The sequence below is a fragment of the Brevibacillus sp. HB1.4B genome, from assembly GCF_013284285.1.
Lineage (GTDB): Bacteria > Bacillota > Bacilli > Brevibacillales > Brevibacillaceae > Brevibacillus > Brevibacillus porteri.
The window spans coordinates 265,297-283,149 of sequence record NZ_JABSUT010000005.1; the positions used below are offsets into that span (position 1 = coordinate 265,297).

Consider the following 17,853-nt stretch of genomic DNA (forward strand, 5'->3'; position numbering starts at 1 on the left):
TTTTCTTTTGTTTACAAGATTTCCCCGGCACAGGATTCGGTTAGGATCCTGTGCCTTTTTTCTGTAAACAGGCAGGTATTAAGTACCCTTTTACTACATTCTCGCAATCTTAATGTTGTTTTAACGTTTTCTTTATGTTGGACATCTACTATTTATGGTGTAAAAAACAACAAAACACAGGGAAAACAACAGAAAGGCGGAATGATAGCAGGATAATATTGGTTATTCGGGTGGGTGTCGTGACGAAAACAGATGAGGAGTGATCCGTAATGAAAAAAATGGTATCAAGTATAGCTGCTTCTGCCATCTTGTTGGGTGGAATCCTTCCAGTCGATGATTCCGCTCATGCAAAAGAGAAAAAGATGACGATGACATTTGACGTGATCAGTGACATCCAAGGAGACCTCCGAGATTTTGATCACGTTTTGCAAGACATCAATGAGGAAAATTCAAATTCCGAAGCGCTGATCATTAACGGTGATATTACTCCTCGCGGCTATGATTTTGAATATCAAGCCGTGCAAGATGTACTCGATAAAAATCCTCACCCTGAAAAGGTGTGGTACAGCATCGGTAATCATGAGTTTTATGTGCCGAAGTGGAAGAATCCCCAAACGCTTGCACAAAGTAGCTGGCCAAACGGCACAACGGAAGAAGAGTTGTTCGATAACTTCTACGAATTCAGCGGAGAAGACAAAGTCTATCACCAGAAAGAAATCAATGGATATCCCTTTCTCTTTCTCGGCACAGAAAAATACATGAAATACCACGATTCAAAATTGTGGGATGAAGTATACATGAGCGACGAGCAACTGGATTGGCTGAAAGAAAATCTGAAGCATTACAGCAAGCAGGACGAGAACAAGCCCATTTTCGTATTCTCCCACCATGTGCTTCCAGACAGTGTCTCCGGCTCCAAACAAAATCCATACATGAACGATTACCTGAAGGTGGACAAGCTCCTTGACATCTTGAAAGACTATCCGCAAGTCGTTTTCTTCACGAGTCACACCCATTGGGATCTGAACCTACCGGACTGGGCAGGCAAAAAGAAAGTCAAAGGCGGAGACAAACGCGGTTTTACCGTCGTAAACACAGGCGGGATTGAAACGGGATGGATGTCAGCCGGTCCAGACGGCGGCGAAAAAGTCGCGCCGGATGGAGGGGCTTTCAAGCAAGGACTGCGCTTGCAAGTGTACGGTAATGATGTCGTCATCCAAGCGTATGACTACCAACACGACAAAGTCATTAAGAAGCTCGGCATCCATAATGGAAAAATCGAGCAGTTGCCGCCGGATGTACAGGCAGATGATGATAATAATGTGCTTGTCAACGCGACGCCATACATGGAGTACGCAGTTGGCAAGCAAAAAAACTGGCGGGATTTTGATCCCGAAAATCCACCGACATTTCCAGGGAACCAGACCGTGTATGTCCGTCATAAAGGGGAAATGAACCTAGAAGACGGCAAGCCAATCATGGTTAAATTCAAGAAATAAGTGGACTTCCGTGCATTGTTCGTTAAAAGAGGGCCGATCGGGTCCTCTTTTTTTGCGATAGAAAGGACGAAGGTTTACACTAAGAGGGGAGAGCTTGTACAACCGGCTTACGAAACAGATGGGAGATGGAACAACGTGAAACCATATAAAGGCTATTTACTTGATCTGGATGGAACGATTTATCGGGGAAAAGAAGCGATTCCGGGAGCCGCAGCATTCATCACCCACTTAAAAACTCATCAGATTCCGTATTTGTTCCTGACCAACAATTCTTCAGCCTCTGCAAAGCACGTGGCGGAACGGCTGGTGGCAATGGGCATAGAGGCAGAGGCTCGGGACGTATATACCACGAGCATGGCGACCGCTACTTATTTACGAGAGCAAGCACCAGCGGGTACACGCGTCTACGTGATTGGAGAGGCGGGCTTGCATGATCAGCTGACGGATGCAGGTTATGTGATTACAGAAGAAGATCCGGCTTATGTCATTGTTGGGATTGATCGTACTTTTACGTATGAAAAGCTGGCGATCGCCGCACGCGCTATCCGTGCAGGAGCAACCTTTATCGCTACAAATGCAGATGCAGCCCTGCCGACGGATGCCGGACTGTTCCCAGGCAATGGTTCACTGGTGGCAGCCGTCTCCGTTGCGTCTGCGACCAAACCAATCGTGATTGGCAAACCAGAGTCCATCATCGTCCGATATGCTCTGGATCAGCTTGGTACTGCTGCGGCTGACACGCTGATCGTCGGGGACAATTTATATACGGACATTGAGGCAGGTGCCAACAGCGGCTTGGACAGCTTGCTCGTTTTGACAGGCTATTCCACCCGCGAAGAAGCAGACAAGCATCATGCTGCGCCTACCCATATTGCCGAAGATTTGCCTGAATGGCAGCGACGAATCTCCCTATGATTCTGCGCATTCTTCCTGCTGCTTCTGGCGGTGGGCAATACGGCTGGAGGCGGCTGCTGCGACCGCACCGACGAGATCGTCCAAAAAAGTATGGACACCAAAACGCTTGTCGTTGAGGTCGGCGAGTTTGCCGTGCTTCAGCTTGTCTACATAACCGAAGTTGGTGAATCCGATGCTCCCGTACAGGTTGACGATGGCGAGGGCGAGTACCTCGTCTATGCCATAGAGAGGCTCGTCTGATTCAATAATCGCCTGGAGCGGAGGCAGCAGCTGCTTTTGTTCTGCGAGGATATCGAGTTGAATCCCAGTCAGCAACGCGTTTTGGACCTCACGTTTTTTCAAGACGGCAGTGACGCTGTCCAGACACATGTCCAAGGTGATGTCCGGGATATATTTTGACTGTAGGAACATGACAATTTCAGCAATGTCGTTCATACTGACTCCTCGTTTTTCCAAAAGCTCAATAACGAAGTCCAGACAACTCTCACTATTTAGTGGATGCTCACTCATGCTTGAGGTTCCTCCTTTTTCACGTGCGAGTTCAAAACGTCGACTTTTCAGCACCCAGAAAGTCGGCATGAATGTATCTAGTATCTGCATACAGATAGGCACCTATCCCGATCTAACGACATACAATGCCAGAAGAGCAGTATGCAAGGAGGGTGAACGACTGTATGGAAGAAAAAGAGCTTCTTCAGGAGAAGTACGGTTTTGAACTCCAGGGATATCGCACGACGGGGGCAAGCAAGGTACTGGAAACGGATCGAGGCCTTTACTACATGTTCGAGGCGCCAGCCGGATATAAATACAAAAGCAAGTTTATTGAAAAAGTAAAAAATCATTTGAGTCAACAGCAAAACATTCGCTTGTTAAAGCTGGTGAATACAACAAGCGGGCAGGCTCATATCGTTGATGATGAGCAGCTTTACTATTTATACAGAGGCGTGCGGGAGGCGGTTCCTGACAATCCATTTTATGCCAGCGGCCAATCACTCGCACAGTTCCATCTGGCCACGAGTGATTTTTCATCTGACAAGATGTTTATCCCTTATAGCTCTCTTGGCAACTGGCCGAGTATGTGGCGTAAAAAGCTACGGAATTTTAATGAGTACCGGGATGAGATGGATGAGGATAATGTAGAGCTCGCGCCAATGGATGAATATTTGTTGACCTGCTTCACCTACATTACTCAGCTTGGTGAATTGTCCGTTCAATATTTGTTGGATGCTGGATACGATAAAGTTGTGAAGGAAACAGCTAGTCTCGGGAAAGTAGCCTACCAAAATTTTGATCAAGGGTATATGCTATGGAAAGAGAAGGATGTACGTCTAATGGCAGGTGAATGGAACTGGGTTCTTGATATGCGTACTCGTGATGTTGGGCAGTGGATTAAAGCCGAGACAAAGCGAAACGGCTGGAATGAAGAGGCTGTGACCAGCTTTCTCGACGGCTACAACAGCGTCTCTGCACTACAGCCAGCTGAATATGCCGTGATTTATGCGCTCATGCTCTACCCAGGCAGGTTCTTGAGGCTCGTGGAGACCTATATGGAGTTGCCAGTAGAAGAGCGCCAGGAAGTCAACATCCAAGCATGGCAAACGCAGTTGGAAGACGAGCTAACCAAAATGGAAGACGGACTTCGAAAGTATCCCCTATTCATTGCACAGCGTTATGACGTATCCATTCCACAAATTGACTGGTTGTGGAGGAAAAAAGATGATCAAGCAACAAGTTTTCGTTACGAGGAAACTCAATCCTGAAGTGATCGCGATGCTTGAAAAAGTAGCCGAGGTCGAGCAATGGACAAAAAATACGCCGATCCCGCGTGAGTTGTTGCTAGAAAAGATTGAACATGTAGATGCCGTCTTGACCATGCTGACAGAACGCGTGGATGAGGAATTTTTGGCGCGTACAAAACGACTCCGAATCGTGGCGAACATGGCGGTCGGTTACGACAATATTGATTGGGAAGCGTGCAGGCGACACGAGGTCATCGTAACCAACACGCCTGATGTGCTGACAGAGTCTACAGCCGATTTGGCTTTCGCTTTATTGATGGCAACAGGCCGCCGATTGACGGAAGCCAATCGATTTTTATTGCAGGGGGAATGGACATCGTGGAGTCCGACCCTCATGGCTGGACAAAATATATATGGTTCGACCCTGGGGATTATTGGGATGGGGCGAATTGGGGAAGCTGTGGCGAGACGCGCCAAAGGATTTGGCATGCGGATCTTGTATCACAACCGGAATCGCAAACCGCAGGCTGAGCAAGAGACAGGAGCACGGTATGCTGATTTGGCGGAGCTTCTGCAAGAGTCCGATTACGTCGTTCTGCTTACACCGCTGACAGAGGACACACGCATGTTAATGGGGGAAAAACAATTTTCGCTCATGAAAGAAACCGCTGTGTTTATCAATGTTTCTCGTGGTGGGACAGTCGATGAGTCCGCATTGTATCAAGCGTTGGTAGACAAAAAAATATGGGCGGCAGGTCTGGACGTTTTTGCGGTCGAGCCTGTCCCGATGGATAACCCGCTCTTGCAGCTGCCAAATGTAGTCGCATTGCCACATATCGGTAGTGCAACTGTGCAAACGAGGGCGGAGATGGCGAGGCTGGCTGCTGCTAACATCGTAGCTGTACTAAGTGGGAGGGAACCTCTGACTGCCATATGAACACGTTCTTTGTAGGAATCACAGGACTCTTATTGCTACTCTTGATTGCAGCAGTAGCCGTGTCGTTTCACGTAACCTGGCGCTTGACGCATCCCGTACGAAAGCGGGTTAACATGGACCCCCGAGATTTTGGGATTGAACAGGTGGAATCCATCGTTTTTTCGAGCAGGGAAACGACCATTTCGTTAGCTGGATGGTACTTGTCAGCTGAAAAAAATGGGAAAGTCTCCAATGGACGTACTGTAGTCTTCGCCCATGGGTATAGCCAAAACAGATTAGAACCGCATCTTCCCGCTCTGTCACTAGCGGCAAGACTTGTTCATGCCGGCTTTGACGTCCTGATGTTTGACTTTCGAAATGCGGGTGAGTCCAGCGATGCGCTGACTACGATTGGTCTTCGGGAACAGCAGGATTTGCGGGGGGCCATTGATTTTGCGGCAGCCAAGAAGCCGGAACATACACTGGGTCTCGTCGGATTTTCCATGGGGGCGGCAACCTCCTTGATGGTGGGAGGAGTGGATGAACGCATCACTGCGATTGTAGCGGATTCTCCATTCTATTCCTTGCGTGAATACTTGGTTGAGAACTTGCCGCAGTGGACGGGCCTGCCTCGCTTTCCATTCAACTGGCTCATCCTTACCTTGTGTCCTATATTGCTAGGAGCTAATCCGAGTGACGTCAATCCGTATCAGGCAGTCAAGCAAGCGGAAAAACCCATCCTTTTTATACACGGAACAGGCGATACGACGATCCCCATGGTGAACAGCGAACGACTATTTGAGCTGACGCAAGATAAAGATTCCGAGATTTGGATCGTACCGCGAGCGGGTCACGTCCGCAGTTATCCGTTAGTTCCAGAGGAATACGAGAAGCGCGTCGTAGCTTTTTTGGAAAAGGGAATGGGGAAGAGGAAATGAAAAAAGCAGCTACGCGGTTGCTGTAGCTGCTTTCATGTCGATGTGACTGGATTAGAATACTTGTTGAACTTCCTTGATGCCTGGGATTTCTTCCACCAGTGCACGCTCGATTCCTGCTTTCAGGGTGATGGTAGAGGAAGGGCAGCTACCGCAAGCACCCATCAGGCGCAGCTTCACGATGCCATCTTCTACATCAACGAGTTGTACGTCTCCGCCGTCACGTTGCAGGTAAGGACGCAGTTTATCGAGAACTTCTTGTACTTGATCCATGATATCCATGTTACATTCACTCCTTTCCAACCTCTCCTTTATTATAATCATACCATGGTGAGAAATCCATGGCTTACATGCCCTGTTGACACTTTGAAGTTCCGCTGACACACCGAAGTTTAGTAGCATGGACTTTTTGTAATCTTTGCATGTTATAATGAAAAAGAAAGAAGCAAGTACTTCAATATAAGGAGTCAGATCTTCGTGAACGTATTTCGTAATGTGAAGGAACTGATTGGTAATACGCCGATCGTCGAAATTACACAATTTGAGCTCCCTGAAGGTGTCCGCTTGTTCGCCAAGCTGGAATATTTTAACCCAGGAGGCAGCGTAAAAGACAGACTCGGCATGGAGTTGATTCGTGCCGCAGAGGAGAATGGCCAATTGGCCCCAGGTGGTACCATTATCGAACCGACAGCAGGAAATACAGGAATTGGTGTAGCGCTGGCCGCTGTAGGAACTGGTTATAAAGTCATCTTCTGCGTACCAGCGAAGTTTTCCGAGGAAAAGCAAGAGCTGATGCGTGCCCTCGGAGCAGAAGTCGTCAATACACCGACAGAGTTGGGGATTAAGGGTGCAATTGCCAAGGCAAAAGAACTCGCAGAATCGATTCCAGGTGCTTTTGTACCACAGCAATTTGCTAACCCGGCAAATCCAGACGCACACTACAAAACAACAGGTCCGGAAATTTGGAGTCAAATGGACGGTCAAGTAAACGTATTTGTGGCAGGCGCTGGCTCTGGCGGTACTTTCATGGGTGCTGCTCGTTACTTGAAAGAACAAAACCCAAACGTAAAAACGGTAATTGTCGAGCCAGAAGGTTCCATCTTGAATGGGGGAGAATCCGGCCCGCATAAAACAGAGGGGATCGGCATGGAGTTTTTGCCTCCATTCATGGATACGAGCTACTTCAATGCTATTCACACGATTCTCGATGTGGAAGCATTCGATCTGGTCAAGCAGCTGGCTGCCAAGGAAGGCTTGCTCGTAGGCAGCTCCTCAGGTGCAGCTATGGCAGCGGCACTGCGCGAAGCAAGAGAAGCTGCTCCAGGGACGAATATCGTTACACTGTTTGCTGACGGCAGCGAACGTTATCTAAGCAAGAAAATTTACCAGGGGGGAATTTAAGATGCGTATCAAAACTCGTCTGATCCACGGCGGAATCGATGGAGATCCACATACAGGAGCCGTATCCGTTCCAATTTACCAGGTAAGTACTTATAAACAGGAAGCAATTGGCGTTCACAAGGGCTTCGAATACTCCCGTACCGGGAACCCGACTCGTCACGCTTTGGAAACATACATCGCAGAAATCGAAGGCGGCGCTCGTGGCTTTGCATTTGGTTCTGGTATGGCGGCACTCTCTACCATCCTCTCCATGTTCAACAAAGGCGACCATCTCGTGGTAGGTGACGATGTATACGGTGGTACTTACCGCGTCGTTACACGTGTATTCTCCCGTATGGGTCTGGAAGCAACCTATGTAGACACGAGTGATCTGGCAGCAGTAGAGGCGGCAATTCGCCCGGAAACCAAAGCAATCATTATGGAAACACCGACAAACCCGCTGCTGAAAGTAAGCGACATCAGCGCGTTGGCAGGCATCGCGAAAGCAAAAGGCGTGCTGCTCGTGGTAGACAACACGTTCATGACACCATACTGGCAAAATCCGCTGGATCTCGGTGCTGACATCGTGTTCCATAGCGCAACGAAATATTTGGGCGGACACAGCGACGTAGTAGCAGGTCTGGTCGTAGCAAAAGATGCGCAAGTGGGCGAAGACCTCCATTTTGTGCAAAATGCAATTGGCGGAGTGCTCGGGCCACAAGATTCTTGGCTCTTGCTGCGCGGTATGAAGACGCTGGGAATTCGGATGGAAGAGCATGAGCACAACGCACGTACGATAGCAAAATGGCTGTCTGAGCGCAGTGACATCAAACGCGTCATTTACCCTGGACTGTCCAGCCATTCTGGTCATGAGCTGATTCAAAAGCAAGCTCGTGGCTTTGGTGGTATGATTTCCTTCGACGTAGGAAGCGCAGAGCGTGCTGACGAAGTGTTGGCAAAGGTAAAATACTACACGTTGGCTGAATCACTGGGTGCAGTGGAGAGCTTGATCAGCGTACCTGCACGCATGACACATGCATCTATCCCGGCAGAGCGCCGTGCTGAGCTGGGCATTACGGATGGCTTGGTGCGCATCTCTGTTGGTATTGAAGATGTTCAGGACTTGATCGAGGACCTGGAACAAGCATTGTCCTAAGCTAGCTGACCCGGGGGAGGGCGGATATAGTGACTGTCGATATCAAGGTTTTTGGGACAGAGCAATTGTGCGCAAGCTGCGTCAATTTGCCATCTGCAAAGGAAACAGCCGAGTGGCTGGAGGCGGCACTCTCTCGCAAATATGGGAGTGACAGCATCCGCATCGTTTATAGCGACTTTCAACAGCCGCAGACAGACGATGACAAAAGCTGGGCGAATCGCATTATCGAGGAAGATTTATGGTATCCGCTTGTCGTAATTTCCGGGGAAATTGTCGGTGAGGGAAATCCGAAATTAAAGGATATCTATGAAAAGCTGGAGAACATGGGCGTGCAGCCGATTGCTTCTACAGCCGATGCCGAATAACAGCATAAGAGCAACCACAAACATTTTTTACAGCGACCAGATGCATGAGCCTGGTCGTTTTTTTTATCTGTGAGAAACGACATTGTTCATTTTTTCGTCTACTGAGTATTATGATAAAAAGGATAATTTTGGGATGAATAGGAAAAGAATGGTGATCGGTGCTCTGGCATGTACAATTTGCTTTGCCGGTATGTTAACTGCTCCCTTGCCTCAAACGCAGGCAGCAGCAGCTACCTATCAGATTACATACAAGCTACCGCCGAATCCGGAAAAGTACTTGTTTTTGAATAAACAGATGGTCTCTATTACGAATCCGCAACCGCTTCCAGTAGGGGTGCGTCCCTATTCGTCTGGTGACTCGGACATGCATGGTGGTGGTGATCCACAATCACTAAACAAAATGTACTACTCTTATAACCTGAAATTTCAAACCTCGAAAAAAGGATTTCTATGGAATGTGTACGATTTTATCGGAACACTTCCCCCAGCTTATCCCGCAGATGTGAATCTGGATGAGCTGGACAAGCGGATCAGGAGCCTCGAACGTCTAACAAGTGAAGACGAACAAGTAATCCAAAGTCGTGCCCAAATCCATATGGATGCTCGACTGAAGCCACTCATCCAGGCTGGATACGTCATGCCTGACGAAATTGATGATGAGATGGCAACGAAGGAATTCGTCGCAACGGTACTCTACCGTATGTTTGGAGCAACCCGACCCTATCATGGGGGGATTGACCTGAAGGACTCGGAGAATGTTGCCGTTCGGTGGGCAGTCGAGGTAGGCTTGCCTGGATTTGAAGTCGATAAAGAAGGATATATTTATCCAAAGTCACCACTTAGCATGGACCCTGGTCCGAACGAATACGGGCAGGAATATGCTTATGAACGCTTGTTTCACTTTATCACGCTCGTTCTGCCGGGGAAAAAGACGGCCGAGGGTTGGGAGTATTACCAAGTCAAGCTGTTAGATGGCATGCTGCCTGTTCAACTCCGTGAGTTCATCCTTGTGAATGGCAAACCATATAAGGACAACGGAGAGTACTCCATCGATGAAACGAAGGAATACCAGAATGCAAGGGGAAAAATTTTTCAGTATTTCGTTCCGCGTTTCCCCAAGATGCTGGAGTTGGCACGCAAGGATGCGATGAAGCCCCGCGTATGGGACTGGAGCCGTGATCTCATCCACCATCCGAAGTTTGCCAAGCAAGTGGCTGCCTATCGCAAAAATAAAAGCAGCAAAAACGTAGATGCCGTCTATCAGGCAGTCAGATAGCATTACAATCTGAACATTCGTCAAGACTCGCCAGCCATTATCAAAAGTGTGTTAGAAAACGTCAAGTAATGGGCTGTTTACTATTTGTATATCATTCGTAAACCTTTTGTAACGAAATGGAACAGGCGTCGTCCTATAGTAGTAAATGTAACCAATAACTTACCATTTAGTGGAGGCCATAACGATGAATAAAAAATGGATGAAGCCTGTTACATATTTGCTGCTTGCAGGGGTTGTAGGCGTAGCTGGATTTTCTGCAATGAATACACAAGTAGCTCACGCAGACTCTGAAAAAGGAAAGCTTTTCTCGGCTGCGGCTGAACTGAAACTCGACAAAAACACCTATGTGATCGATCAAAAAACGGCTGACGTCAATGGCGATAAAAAGGATGACATCGTATATCTGGTCGGCCAAAAGGAAAAAGCAGATGACATCTATGCTTCCAATATGAACATCGTAGTGAAAGACGGAAAATCCGGCGCTTATAGTCAAACGGATATCAAAGAGTTGGGCGGCTATGAAGGCGAGCTGACTCTCGTAGACTTCACGGGTGATCATGTTGCAGATGCTTTCGTTAAAACAGCGACTGGCGGAAGCGGCGGTGTTTACAGCCACGTAATCGCTACTTTTGAAAACAACAAGCCAGCCGTGATTTTTGGTGAAAAGGAAAACGAAGGAATCCGGTACGAGGGGAAATTCGTAGATGGCTTTAAAGTAGAAGGCAAAGGCTCCCATCTGGATAAGCCGCTGACGCTTGATGTGAGTGCCAACCAGGATGTATACGTAGCTGCCAAGCTGTATGACAAAGCAGGCAAAGTACAGCCAACAGAAGATGCTGTTTCTGTATTCTCCTATCCATTCGGTTCCCTGACTCCAGTCGATATGGATGCGAACGGTACATTTGAGCTGGTAGGAGAGCAACGACTTGTAGGTATGAACAACACAGATACCGTTTCCCGCATTAATTCTGTTTGGGGCTACCAAGGTGACGGCAAATGGAATCCATGGGAAGTAGAGTATTCTACTTTCTTGAAAAAACACCCGGGTGAAGCGATCAACACGATGATTGAAAAGTAAAAATTGTAGAGCTTGATACGCAGCCTCCTTTTCATGACGGAAATGAAAAAGGAGGCTGTTTTTCGTTACCAGCGAATGGTTCTACTAACCGACTTTTTCTCATATGGATTTTGGGTACAGGGGTAACCAAAGGAGGAAGAGCGGATGGACCAACCGATTGCTCGCTACTACGAGTTGAAGGAAATTCAAAAGCAGGTAGAGGAAGAGTTGAACGAGCTGCGGGGGAAACTGATTGAAGCTTACAGCGAAGCAGGCAGCGCAGAGGAAGGCGAATTCAAGCTGCTGATCTCCTATCAGGAGCGGCGAGAATACAATGATGATCGCCTCTACAACGCCTTGCCAGATCCTTCGCTTTGGCGCCTCATGTCGAAGGCGGATACCGGGAAAATTTCGAGTTTGCTCAAGCTGAATGTCATCCATGAGAAGGTGTTGGCAGACACCTTTGAACCGAAAAAAGTACCCGTTTTACGTGTCCAAAAGCGATAAACTAGCAAAATGAGGAAACCGTCAGGACTAATCTTGACGGTTTTTTTGCATGGAAAGAATTATTTTGTATAATGGAAGGATATAGAAAATCCCTGTTTTTTCCTTACTTTTTCTCTAGCATCTGGAGGAGGATCGTGCAGATGAAAGTCTTATTTTGCAGCCAGCCATTTCAAGAAAACAAAGTCGATGAAACCTACGAATATGAGTATACGTGCGCAAAACAACTCGGCTTGGACATTCATCTGATCAGCTTGGAACAACTGATATACCATGACAACCCGTTAGCGGCTGTGAAACAAATACAACCCGCTCCTGAAAAAGTAACGGCTATCTACAGGGGATGGATGCTAAAACCATTCCTGTACCAAAAATTGTACAACGCCCTGCTAGCCCAAAATATAGAGTTAATCAATACACCCGAAAAGTACGTGCATTGCCATTACCTGCCTGAATCTTATGAAGTCATCAAAGATTTCACACCGCTTTCGGTCTGGCTGTATAAGGAAGAGATAGACGCGTCATTTGAGAGCGTGTATCGGATCGTAAATAGATTTGGTCAGTCTCCGATTATGATCAAAGATTTTGTAAAATCTCGAAAGCACGATTGGAATGAGGCTTGCTATATCCCCGATGCTTCCGATAAAGAAAAGGTACAGCAAGTGACCAATCGATTTCTGGAGCTGCAGCAGGATGAGTTGAATGAGGGAATCGTCTTTCGAGAATTTGTGAAGCTTCAATTTTTGACCCATCACTCGCAGAGCAACATGCCATTATCTCAGGAATATCGCGTTTTCTTTTTGGATGGCGAACCCATGTACATGGCAAATTACTGGGAAGAAGGACAATATGACGATACGCCGCCAGACCTCCAGACATTTTTAGAGGTAGCGAAAAAAATTAAGAGCCGCTTTTTTACCATGGACATCGCAAAGCTGGAAAATGGCTCGTGGACCATCCTCGAGCTAGGGGATGCACAGGTGTCTGCTCTGCCCGAACAGGCTGACACATTTGAATTTTTCACAAAGATAAAAGGAAATCTAACATAGAAGAGGTATCTACCCATGAAAATAGGTTTGGCCCAGACGAGGTTTCCCCAATCAGCGGCGGAGGGGCTTGCGATCATTAAGCAGCAGATGAGAAATGCCGCCAACCACAACTGCGATCTGATTTGCTTTCCTGAATCCGTCATTCCGGGGCTGCGAGGAGTAGGCTATGAAGTGGAAGCCTACGATCACCAGATTCAGCTGGGAGCACTAGGGGAGATTCGTGCGATGGCAAAGGCATGCAAGCTCGCCGTGATTTTGCCGATAGAATGGAAGGATGAGCGCGGGTATCATCTGGTCGCCTTTGTCATCGGAAAAAGTGGAGAAGACCTCGGGATGCAAATCAAAAATCAGATTGATCCAGATGAGGATCTGTTCGATTATGTTCCTGGTGAAGGGCGCCAGTTGTTTGAAATGGAAGGCGTGGCTTTTGGAATTGTCATCTGTCATGAAGGATGGCGGTATCCAGAGACGGTACGGTGGGCGGCACGCCGCGGGGCAAGTATCGTTTTCCATCCGATGTTTACAGGGGAAGTCAGCAATCCCGATTTTTACAACGGGGCAATGGTTTGCCGAAGCTTGGAAAACAACATCTACTTTGCCAGCGTGAACTATGCGATTCCGAATCAACAGGTGACAACGGCTTTGATTTCGCCTACGGGGGAACGACTGTGTGTCGCAGCTTCAGGGAGCGAGGAACTGCTCGTGTATGAGATTGATCCTGCGAGAGCGACCCGATTATTGGCCCAGCGCTTCCAGCCTGAGTTGGTTGATTAGTTAAAGAAAGAGTGTGAATGAATGAATCCAGAATTGTTTCAACCGAGTCTGAAGCCTGGTGTAAACTATGAAACCAAATCGTACAATCTGACCTCTTATCTGTATGCATGTATGATTGGTGGTTTTTTACCCGCGCTTGTGTTGGGGATGCAAAATGCAGTATGGTTACGGGCTAACCCTCTGTTGCGTAGCATCATTTTGGTAGTGGGAATTATTCTTTATTTCGTCTTACCACTAGGGATACTCCGATTTTTTTTAGGGACATGGATTGGGATTGCGTATTACTTTTTAATGGAACGAAGATATAAGGTTCATAAAGGAATCCATGCCACAATTCAGCCAATGCTCCAAACAGCTATTGGGTGCTCTTTCGTAGGCAGGATGCTCGAAGTGGCTTATATAGTAAAAGGAGTGCCATTATTATATGGATCTTGAAGTTTTGGAGAGTTCTGTCCTCTATCAGCTAGGCGAGCACTACTATGAGATGGGGCGCTATGAACAGGCAAGAGAACAATTTAAGCAGGTATTGGCCAAAAACGCAACGCATCCCAGGCTGCTGTATATGATGGCATATTGTGAATACCAACTGGACAATTACGAAGAAGCCTATGAGCTTTGTACATACGCCATCAATGAGGGCTTGGTCACAGAATATGTATATAATACCCTTGGACTGATTCTGATACAGCAAAAAGAATGGTATGAAGCGGAGCAGGCGATGCTTTTTGCGTTGTCCTTAAACCCCAGCGAACCGAGTATCATTGCTACGTATTCGTTCTTGATGTACGAGACGGGCCATCTAAAAAAGGCCAGGCTGCTGATGGAAGAAGCGAAACGCCTAGACCCGATGGACTCAACCGTACTGCAATACCAGTTTTATATGAGCATGATCGACGGAAAGAAAAAAGAAAAGCACGAAGCGCTGACAGGGTATATGCAAGTAGCCGAAGACGATTTGTACAAGCTAATCAAAATTGGAGAAGAGGCTTACTTTCGAGATGATTACAAAACAGCGAAGGAAGCTCTGGTCCAAGCTTTTATGCTAGACCCGACAAATTCGCGAGTAAAGGAACTTCTGGACGGAATTGAAAAGGAGACCCATTTCCTATTTTTTCCGAACCGGATTGTGCGTAAGCTGGGAGGACCTATTGGTTCATGGATAGCGAGTGTGGGGCTCATTTTACTGGCTATTTACTTGTATCCACCAGCATTTGGGGCTATTCTTCTCTTTCTGCTCATCTTTAATGTTTACACGTGGATTTCGGGGTTTGTTTATAAATTGTTTGTAAAGTGAGGAATTTCGTTTGAATAAAATCGATGTCGTCAAGCAAATGGCAGAAAGCAATCCGGAAAATGGGTCTGCATGGTATCTGTTAGGTCTGGAATATGCGCAGATTAACAAAAATAACGAAGCGCTGCAAGCGTTCACCCAGGCGCTTCGTTATAGCGATCATGCACTTCAGCAGCAAATCATAGTAGAGCTAGGAAAGATTGCTTCTGCAAACACTACATCTAGCCAGTCTTCCATTAGCCAGCGCTCCATGCCACAAAAGGCTATGGTAGGAGCCTCAGAAGCTACCCAAGAAGTGGATAATCAGGAACAACTTCATGATGACCACAATTCATTTCAAGTCATTCCTGGCGGACAAGTAGGAAGACGGGATAAGGTGAAGGATCACGTGACCTTCGAGGATGTTGGTGGTTTGCACGAAGTGAAGAATGCCATTCATATGAAAATTATCAAGCCGTTTGTGTCTCCTGGACTGTTCGAGCTCTTCAAGAAAAAAATAGGGGGTGGAATCCTCCTGTATGGGCCTCCAGGATGCGGGAAAACGTTCATTGCCAAAGCCACAGCAGGGGAATGCCGTGCCCGCTTTGTGCCCATACATATTTCGGATATTCTCGATCCTTATATCGGCGCTAGTGAGCAAAACCTCCGAGAGATCTTCTCGTCTGCGAGAGCGAACAAGCCGAGTGTCCTGTTCCTCGATGAAATGGATGCGCTCGGTTACAATCGCAGCCGTGCTTCGTCTAATACGATGCGGACAGTTGTTGATACGCTCTTAACCGAGATCGAAGGGATTGATACCAGCACAGATAAGATGCTCATCATCGGTGCGACCAATATGCCATGGGATGTAGACCCTGCCTTTAAACGTCCGGGTCGTTTCGACAAGATGATTTTTGTCTCACCTCCAGATGAAGAAGCGAGGAAGACCATTTTTCAAATCAAGCTGGCCGAACGTCCAGTGGTTGAGATCGATTACGACTGGTTAGCCAAGGAAACGGACCTGTATTCTGGGGCAGACATCGAGAATGTCGTCGAGATTGCTACAGAAATGGTGATTGCGGAAATTATGAAGTCAGGTGTTGAACGCCCAATCCAGATGAATGATTTGAAGCAATCCATTGCATCCACACATCCTTCTACCATTGACTGGCTGCGAACAGTTAAAAATTACGTGAAATATGCCAATCAGGGCGGGCTGTACAATGATGTAGAGTCATTTTTATCGCGTTATAAACGGATTTGATATAATTCTAAGCAAAAAGCTTATTCCAAAAGAAAGTCTGGAATAAGCTTTGGTGTTTTATTGTTCGAATTATTTGACGATAGAGCCTCGATGATCAGCCAGGTTCCTTAGATGATACAAAAAGAAAACCTGTTAGACCATCCGGCCAACAGGCTTGTGCTTTATCCCATATGCTTTTTGTACATCCATAGCTGACCGCTCTTGATGACACGAGCCATCTGACCGACTAGAGACATTTTCCCCATGCTGGCAAAGCCTTCCTTTTTGCCGAGGGAACCGAGGAAGCCTTTGTGCTTGAGAGCAGGCAATGAAGCTGGATACTCCTCACCTTTGATGTCTTTTTTCAACATCAAGGCAATTTGATCACCCTGGATCTCAGCTGTTTGTGCACTTGGCGCGATGATGGTGCTTGCACAGTCACCTACCACATACACGTTCGTATGGGATTGGATTTGATGATACTGATTTAGTTTGGCGCGTCCGATGTTATCTGTTTCGATGGGCAGAGAGCGCACGATTTTGTTCGCTTGAATACCTGCTGTCCATACGATAACATCACTTTCAACAGGCTGGTTGTGGTTGTACACGATCCCTTGCTCGATGCTAGTGACATTCGCCATGGAAACAAGCTGTACATCGTGCTCAATGAACCATTGAGATGCGTATTCCTGAAGCTTTTTCGGGAATGGGCTCAAAATGCTTTGACCGCGGTCGATGATGCGTACATTCAGGTCGGGACGGCTCTCGCGTAGCTCAGCAGCCATTTCCACCCCGGAAAGACCACCACCCACAACGCTAACCGTGCCGTATGGGTTCACATTATTGATTGCCATGTATGTGTTGCGGGTAGCTCCCATGGATTGAATCGAACACGTAAATTGTTCAGCACCAGGGATATCATGGTAACGATCCTCACAACCCAATCCGATTACAAGCCAATCGTAGGAGAGGGTGTCCCCGTTAGCAAAATTGACGACCTGCTCGTCCAATTCCACACCAGCAATTTCACCGTATTTGACGGTCAGGCGTGGATCGTTTGGAAAATTAACACGCAGGTGAGATTCCGGTGTAGTACCTGCCGCCAGAGCGTAATACTCTGTTTTCAAGCCATGAAACGGCATACGGTCTACGAGGGTTATAAACACGTCATCTGGTAAATCAGGGGACAGGACTCGCTCAATAATACGAAGACCCCCGTATCCTCCTCCAAGGATCACAAGTCGTTTCATAGAAGGTCTAGTCCTTTCTTCTGTCCGTTTTTTACAGCACCCACTCTATTTTTAGTCTCTTTCACTAAAAATGCAAGCAGAATCTTTTTCCCGTTTTCTCCGCTGGATTTTTATCAAAGTCGCGGTACAATAAAGTACGTGATGATGTCGAAATAATCGGTAGGTGACAATAGATGAAACCACTAGTAGAATTTTGCGCGAGCAATGTTTCCTCCTATACGCAATCCGTCGTGGATGCATTGGAAAATGATCCTGATCTGGACGTGGACGTACTCGAGTACGGCTGTCTGGGGTATTGCGGTGAATGCTACATGGAGCCATTCGCGCTCGTAAACGGCACATTGGTACAAGCTCCAACAGCCGATGAATTACTGGTAAAAATCAAGAAGAAATTACGTGAGGAAGAAGAGTTGCTGAATGCAGATTTTCCTCTTTAGGTTGTTCTCTTAGGATGTTCATTGGGGAGCATGATCAACCGTGCATGTTTCAAAATAGTAAAGCTGATGCCCAAGTGATAGGGAGCAT

The 17,853-nt window shown here is 47.2% G+C and carries 19 protein-coding genes; 16 read left to right on the forward strand and 3 right to left on the reverse strand.

Annotated features, from left to right (window positions below):
• Positions 1-269: 269 nt before the first annotated feature.
• Together HP398_RS14635 and HP398_RS14640 are read left to right on the forward strand one after the other, a co-directional pair.
• Positions 270-1,499 carry a DUF4073 domain-containing protein gene (locus tag HP398_RS14635; protein ID WP_173622944.1) on the forward strand — a complete coding sequence of 410 codons (1,230 nt, stop codon included), beginning with the start codon at positions 270-272 and terminating at the stop codon, positions 1,497-1,499.
• Between the two features lie 135 nt (positions 1,500-1,634).
• On the forward strand, positions 1,635-2,414 hold the full coding sequence (locus HP398_RS14640; protein ID WP_017251366.1) for a TIGR01457 family HAD-type hydrolase: 780 nt from the start codon (positions 1,635-1,637) through the stop codon (positions 2,412-2,414).
• Here HP398_RS14640 and HP398_RS14645 read toward each other — a convergent pair.
• Positions 2,409-2,924 carry a phosphatidylglycerophosphatase A family protein gene (locus HP398_RS14645; RefSeq protein ID WP_017251365.1) on the reverse strand — a complete coding sequence of 172 codons (516 nt, stop codon included), beginning with the start codon at positions 2,922-2,924 and terminating at the stop codon, positions 2,409-2,411. The genes HP398_RS14640 and HP398_RS14645 overlap by 6 nt on opposite strands.
• A 164-nt stretch (positions 2,925-3,088) precedes the next feature.
• On the opposite strand from HP398_RS14645, the gene HP398_RS14650 reads away from it, so the two are divergent.
• From HP398_RS14650 to HP398_RS14660, 3 genes are read left to right on the forward strand one after another with little or no spacing between them, the layout of a single operon-like run.
• Positions 3,089-4,174, forward strand: a complete 1,086-nt coding sequence (locus tag HP398_RS14650; protein WP_017251364.1) for a protein kinase family protein — start codon at positions 3,089-3,091, stop codon at positions 4,172-4,174.
• Positions 4,131-5,090 carry a 2-hydroxyacid dehydrogenase gene (locus tag HP398_RS14655; RefSeq protein ID WP_017251363.1) on the forward strand — a complete coding sequence of 320 codons (960 nt, stop codon included), beginning with the start codon at positions 4,131-4,133 and terminating at the stop codon, positions 5,088-5,090. The genes HP398_RS14650 and HP398_RS14655 overlap by 44 nt, the downstream gene beginning before the upstream one ends.
• Entirely contained in the window at positions 5,087-6,007 is a 921-nt protein-coding gene (locus HP398_RS14660; RefSeq protein ID WP_173622945.1) for an alpha/beta hydrolase, read from the forward strand. Before HP398_RS14655 ends, HP398_RS14660 begins: the two co-directional genes overlap by 4 nt.
• 51 nt (positions 6,008-6,058) lie before the next feature.
• Here HP398_RS14660 and HP398_RS14665 read toward each other — a convergent pair whose 3' ends face one another.
• Positions 6,059-6,286 (reverse strand): NifU family protein, encoded by a 228-nt coding sequence (locus HP398_RS14665; protein WP_007715787.1) that lies wholly within the window; start codon positions 6,284-6,286, stop codon positions 6,059-6,061.
• 195 nt (positions 6,287-6,481) lie between these two features.
• Here HP398_RS14665 and cysK point away from each other — a divergent pair, with 195 nt between their 5' ends.
• From cysK to HP398_RS14715, 10 genes are all read left to right on the forward strand, one after another.
• Positions 6,482-7,405 (forward strand): cysteine synthase A, encoded by a 924-nt coding sequence (gene cysK / locus HP398_RS14670; RefSeq protein WP_007715789.1) that lies wholly within the window; start codon positions 6,482-6,484, stop codon positions 7,403-7,405.
• A gap of 1 nt (position 7,406) precedes the next feature.
• Complete coding sequence (locus HP398_RS14675; RefSeq protein WP_017251361.1) at positions 7,407-8,540, forward strand: bifunctional cystathionine gamma-lyase/homocysteine desulfhydrase; 1,134 nt, start codon at positions 7,407-7,409, stop codon at positions 8,538-8,540.
• Positions 8,541-8,569: 29 nt separating this feature from the next.
• On the forward strand, positions 8,570-8,905 hold the full coding sequence (locus tag HP398_RS14680; protein WP_106834341.1) for a YuzD family protein: 336 nt from the start codon (positions 8,570-8,572) through the stop codon (positions 8,903-8,905).
• Between the two features lie 133 nt (positions 8,906-9,038).
• Positions 9,039-10,181, forward strand: coding sequence for a hypothetical protein (locus HP398_RS14685; protein WP_254476114.1), 1,143 nt, complete (start codon positions 9,039-9,041; stop codon positions 10,179-10,181).
• 184 nt (positions 10,182-10,365) lie between these two features.
• The gene (locus HP398_RS14690; protein ID WP_173622946.1) at positions 10,366-11,259 is read left to right on the forward strand and encodes a hypothetical protein; all 894 of its coding nucleotides are present in this window, start codon (positions 10,366-10,368) and stop codon (positions 11,257-11,259) included.
• Positions 11,260-11,403: 144 nt separating this feature from the next.
• Positions 11,404-11,745 carry a hypothetical protein gene (locus HP398_RS14695; protein ID WP_173622947.1) on the forward strand — a complete coding sequence of 114 codons (342 nt, stop codon included), beginning with the start codon at positions 11,404-11,406 and terminating at the stop codon, positions 11,743-11,745.
• A gap of 140 nt (positions 11,746-11,885) precedes the next feature.
• On the forward strand, positions 11,886-12,791 hold the full coding sequence (locus HP398_RS14700) for an ATP-grasp domain-containing protein (protein WP_173622948.1): 906 nt from the start codon (positions 11,886-11,888) through the stop codon (positions 12,789-12,791).
• Positions 12,792-12,806: 15 nt separating this feature from the next.
• Entirely contained in the window at positions 12,807-13,565 is a 759-nt protein-coding gene (locus HP398_RS14705; protein WP_173622949.1) for a carbon-nitrogen hydrolase family protein, read from the forward strand.
• 424 nt (positions 13,566-13,989) lie between these two features.
• Complete coding sequence (locus tag HP398_RS14710) at positions 13,990-14,859, forward strand: tetratricopeptide repeat protein (RefSeq protein WP_017251352.1); 870 nt, start codon at positions 13,990-13,992, stop codon at positions 14,857-14,859.
• Between the two features lie 10 nt (positions 14,860-14,869).
• Complete coding sequence (locus HP398_RS14715; RefSeq protein ID WP_173622950.1) at positions 14,870-16,099, forward strand: AAA family ATPase; 1,230 nt, start codon at positions 14,870-14,872, stop codon at positions 16,097-16,099.
• A 161-nt stretch (positions 16,100-16,260) separates the two neighbouring features.
• On the opposite strand, the gene HP398_RS14720 is transcribed toward HP398_RS14715, so the two are convergent.
• Positions 16,261-17,328: an NAD(P)/FAD-dependent oxidoreductase gene (locus tag HP398_RS14720; protein ID WP_173622951.1), complete on the reverse strand. Its 1,068-nt coding sequence runs from the start codon at positions 17,326-17,328 to the stop codon at positions 16,261-16,263.
• Between the two features lie 173 nt (positions 17,329-17,501).
• Here HP398_RS14720 and HP398_RS14725 point away from each other — a divergent pair, with 173 nt between their 5' ends.
• A complete protein-coding gene (locus tag HP398_RS14725) occupies positions 17,502-17,765 on the forward strand; it encodes a YuzB family protein (RefSeq protein ID WP_173622952.1) in 264 nt (87 codons plus the stop codon).
• The last annotated feature ends 88 nt before the right edge of the window (positions 17,766-17,853 follow it).